General features: G+C 46.0%; 4 protein-coding genes and 1 pseudogene. 1 reads left to right on the top strand and 4 read right to left on the bottom strand.

Translation table 11 applies throughout. The features are described from left to right. Nucleotides 1-559 precede the first annotated feature (559 nt). The 3 genes and pseudogenes from EWV66_RS02520 to EWV66_RS02530 all read right to left on the bottom strand — a co-directional run bounded on the left by EWV66_RS02520 (nt 560) and on the right by EWV66_RS02530 (nt 1,158). Nucleotides 560-622, bottom strand: coding sequence for a hypothetical protein (locus tag EWV66_RS02520; protein WP_249264986.1), 63 nt, complete (start codon nt 620-622; stop codon nt 560-562). A gap of 87 nt (nt 623-709) precedes the next feature. Beyond that, nucleotides 710-784 (bottom strand): annotated as a pseudogene (locus EWV66_RS02525) (choice-of-anchor R domain-containing protein); the annotation flags it as partial. A 41-nt stretch (nt 785-825) separates the two neighbouring features. Continuing rightward, nucleotides 826-1,158, bottom strand: coding sequence for a choice-of-anchor R domain-containing protein (locus EWV66_RS02530; RefSeq protein ID WP_249264985.1), 333 nt, complete (start codon nt 1,156-1,158; stop codon nt 826-828). A gap of 275 nt (nt 1,159-1,433) precedes the next feature. Between EWV66_RS02530 and EWV66_RS02535 the strand changes: the two genes are divergently transcribed. Further along, nucleotides 1,434-2,189, top strand: coding sequence for a cobalt-precorrin-6A reductase (locus EWV66_RS02535; RefSeq protein WP_072927714.1), 756 nt, complete (start codon nt 1,434-1,436; stop codon nt 2,187-2,189). A 448-nt stretch (nt 2,190-2,637) separates the two neighbouring features. Here EWV66_RS02535 and EWV66_RS02540 read toward each other — a convergent pair whose 3' ends face one another. Next, on the bottom strand, nt 2,638-3,825 hold the full coding sequence (locus tag EWV66_RS02540) for a TRC40/GET3/ArsA family transport-energizing ATPase (protein WP_072927716.1): 1,188 nt from the start codon (nt 3,823-3,825) through the stop codon (nt 2,638-2,640). Nucleotides 3,826-3,984 lie beyond the last annotated feature (159 nt).

Genomic DNA, 3,984 nt, shown 5'->3' on the forward strand with positions numbered 1-3,984 from the left:
CCACAATGTAGGGGCGCACTGCGTCGCCCAAAAGGTACATTATCAAAGCGCAAGTCCCTAACATCTCGAAGGCTCTCCCCCTACTTAGGGTGATCGGCAAACCTGATCTATCGGAGGGCCCAAGCCTTGCGCCCCTACAGTAACAGATTTTGTCCACAATGTAGGGGCGCACTGCGTTCGCCCAAAAGGTACATTATCAAAGCGCAAGTCCCTAACATCTCGAAGGCTCTCCCCCTACTTAGGGTGATCGGCAAACCTGATCTATCGGAGAGCCCAAGCCTTGCGCCCCTACAGTAACGGATTTTGTCCACAATGTAGGGGCGAACTACGTTCGCCCAAAAGGTACATTATCAAAGCGCAAGTCCCTTAATTGCCCTCACCCCCCTGCCCCGCCGACATCGGGGGGGTCGGGGGTGGGAGAGGGGAGTAGGATGTCTGCCACGAATAAAGAAAAATGCTATAACCTATCAGGTAAGGGAGGGAGACGCTGACTTTTGCCATTGCCAGGTGGAACCTTGGCACGAGACAAGAGAATCGAGTCGCCCCCACCCTACTGTTCCTATTTCCGTTTCTTCAGGCTAGAAGCTAACCCTAATCCTCCCAATCCTAACAAGGCAACCACGGAACCCGGTTCGGGGATGTTAGTAGCGGTCCCCTCAAGGCTAAATTGGTAAGGCCCATCAGTAGGAAAAGAAGTCCAACCTCCCCCTTGATTGTTACTCTCAACGTAACCATCACCAATCGTCCAGCCAGGGAGTCCTGTTTGAGCGTAAGATGTAGTATAACCCCATCGATAATTCCCGACATTATCTGAAACACCACTGACTAACCAGTAAGTGGTGTTTCAGATAATGTGTACGGAGTAGCCAGGGTAAAGGTGTTATTGGCGAGAGAGGTAGTAATGGAAGCCGGGTTAGTAAAACTGGTTATCAAAGTGCCGGGGGTTCCACTGCTGTTGCTATAGAGACGAACAAACAAGTTGGGACTGGCGGTTAATTGTTGGAACAAAAGAGTAGCAGACTGAAGATTGTAACTGCTACTACCAGTGGTAAAGCTTGATCCATTCCAAAAGTTAAAGTTTATATTTCCTGTGCCATCAGTTGATTCACTTAAGTTCTCAACGAGGGTGACAGCATAAGCTTGTTGCCCTAAACCCAAGGAAAGAAGGAGAGCAAGGCTACCCCCCCCCCGATTTTTGCTAGAATTTGCTGGTTTTTGGTCACTTTTGGAAGTCCTAACGACAAAAAGAGTTAAATTGGTCTTGATTGATGGTCTATCTTCTGAGCATCTGCTGGGAAAATAAACTTTCTGGTAACTTAGCGCAGATTCCTCGTTTTTGGGAAAAAGTAGAGTGACCTAACCCCAACAATCTCTTTCCTTTGCAAGGCAAGATAGGAAGATGGAAAATTAGTTAACCTTTTGGCAATTGCTGGATGACTAAAAATAAAAGAGTGCTGATTTTAGGGGGAACGGGGGAAGCGGCGGCATTAGCGGCTAAAATTGCGGCAATTCCGGGGATAGATGCCATCGCTTCCTTTGCCGGTCGCACGAGAGAACCGATTACCCTCACAACTCCTTCTCGCCGGGGAGGGTTTGGTGGTGCCACCGGGTTAGCCAATTATCTACGCCAAGAAGGCATTGATTGTTTAATTGATGCCACCCATCCCTTTGCCGCACAAATTTCTTTTAATGCCGCTCAAGCTGCCTCGGATTGTGGTATTCCTCGATTAATGTTAAGTCGTCCAGCTTGGGAAAAAGTATCTGGAGATAATTGGATGGAAGTAGAAAACAATCAAGCGGCAGCGAGTATTTTATCGGGGTTAGCACCGCGGATATTTCTCACTATTGGTCGGCAAGAACTGGCAAGTTATGCACATCTAAAAAATATCTGGTTTTTGATGCGGATGATTGACCCTCCAGAAGCAGATGCCATCGTACCGATTGGAAAATTATTGTTGGAACGGGGGCCTTTTTCCTTACAGTCAGAGCGCTCTCTTTTACAAGAATATAAGATTGGGGCGATCGTGAGTAAAAACAGCGGCGGTGATGCCACCTACGCCAAAATTATCGCCGCTAGGGAGTTGGGAATAACTGTGGTCATGGTACAACGTCCACCCGTACCTGAAGGAGAAAAAGTGGCAGATGTTGAAAGTGTCCTGGCATGGTTAGAAAAAAGATGGCTCTCTTGATTTTTCTGGGAAAATTCTCAGTAAGGTTGGCTGAAAAAGTCAATTGTCTGGTGATGGGGTGATGGGGCGTTTTTGGCGAAGCAGCTGCAAGATTTTCAAGTCCTGTAAGGGCAAAGCATTCGGGCAATAACCTATCGCTGAAATCATAGATTTTCTATCCGAATGCTTCGCCCCTACTTTTTGCCGCAAACCCTAAGTAGTCGTGCAAAATTAATTTCCCAGTCGAGAGGGTTGATGGGAGACAGCTATCAGTTATCATACTAAATCCGTTGAGTAACGCACAGAAAACGGGTTTCTCGGAGAAACCCGTTTTCTACTCATGCACTCATGCAAAAAGGGGAATAAATAATCAGTCTTTAATAACCAGATTTAGTATCAGATGTTATTTTTCAGTTCACTGATTACTGATCACTGATCACTGAAAAGCTTCCCACCTACTCTGGGAAAATTACACTTTCACCACGTTGCTAAAAGAGATTTTCAGGTAATCATCTTCCATTTTTGCTCCGGAAGGTTTCAGGGCTGCCAAAGCTTGGGGTAAGACTAAATTACGACGGTGATTACCGATGCGAATATTTAACTCGTCTCCAGTTTTATTTAGCTGTATTTGTTCCTTGGGTATGCCGGGTAAATATAATTCCAGACTGTAATTATTTTCCTTTTGAACTACCCGAATGGTGTTTTCTTGGTAATAAACCTTAGTCGGATCTTCCCCAGCAAAAAGAGTTTCTTTCAGTCTTTCCAAAGCGGGTAAACCACACATTTCTTCGGAGTAGAGAGGAACTTCCTTAACTGGTAAAGGATGAAAATTATCGTAAATTTCCTGTTTATAACCCTGTTGATTTTCTTTCCAACGAGCAAAGAAAGGATCGGTTACTTTGTCGGGAATAATCCGATTAGCAATAATCAAATCGGTGGAAACATTATAGAGACTTAGATAGGCATGGGCGCGTAAAGACTCCTTAATCACCATTTTTTCGGGGTTTGTCACCAAACGTACCGAGGTTTGAGTATTATCGGTCAAAACCTTTTCTAAAGCCTCGATCTGCTCATAAAACTCGTAGGGAGCATCCATAACTTCCTTGTCCGGTAGGGAAAAACCGGCGATCGGTCGAAATAAAGGTTCCACCAGTGGTCGCAATGCCACCGACATTCCCTGTAAAGGTTTGTAAAATCTTCTCATGTACCAACCGCCCACTTCTGGCAAACTCAGCAATCGTAAAGCTGTCCCCGTCGGTGCGGAATCGATAATCAACACATCATAAGTACCCTCATCGTAGTGGCGTTTCATGCGAACTAAGCCGAAAATCTCATCCATTCCGGGTAAAATCGCTAATTCTTCCGCTTGCACTCCATCTAAACCCCTAGCTTGCAATACCTGAGTAATGTAACGTTTTACTGCGCCCCAGTTGCCTTCTAGTTCCATTAGTGCGTCTAATTCTGCCCCCCAAAGATGGGGACGTACCAAACGAGGATCGTGACCTAATTCGAGATCGAAACTGTCAGCGAGAGAGTGAGCGGGATCGGTGCTGAGAACTAGGGTTTTATAGCCAAGTTCGGCGCAGCGGAGTCCTGTAGCGGCGGCGACGGAGGTTTTACCCACGCCTCCTTTACCGGTCATGAGAATTACACGCATGGGGGCTGATTCTAAGAAAATTTACATTACTTATTCTTATTTTGACATCCTCGCCGCCCTAAAAGTGCGGCGATTCCTAAACCTCACGATTTAAGTTTCTGCTTCCACCACCGTCGCATACCACAGTTAAAAAACCATGTACTGTCTTACACAGAGTCC

Origin of the sequence: Microcystis sp. M_OC_Ca_00000000_C217Col (assembly GCF_007095585.1) — a bacterium.
Lineage (GTDB): Bacteria > Cyanobacteriota > Cyanobacteriia > Cyanobacteriales > Microcystaceae > Microcystis > Microcystis panniformis.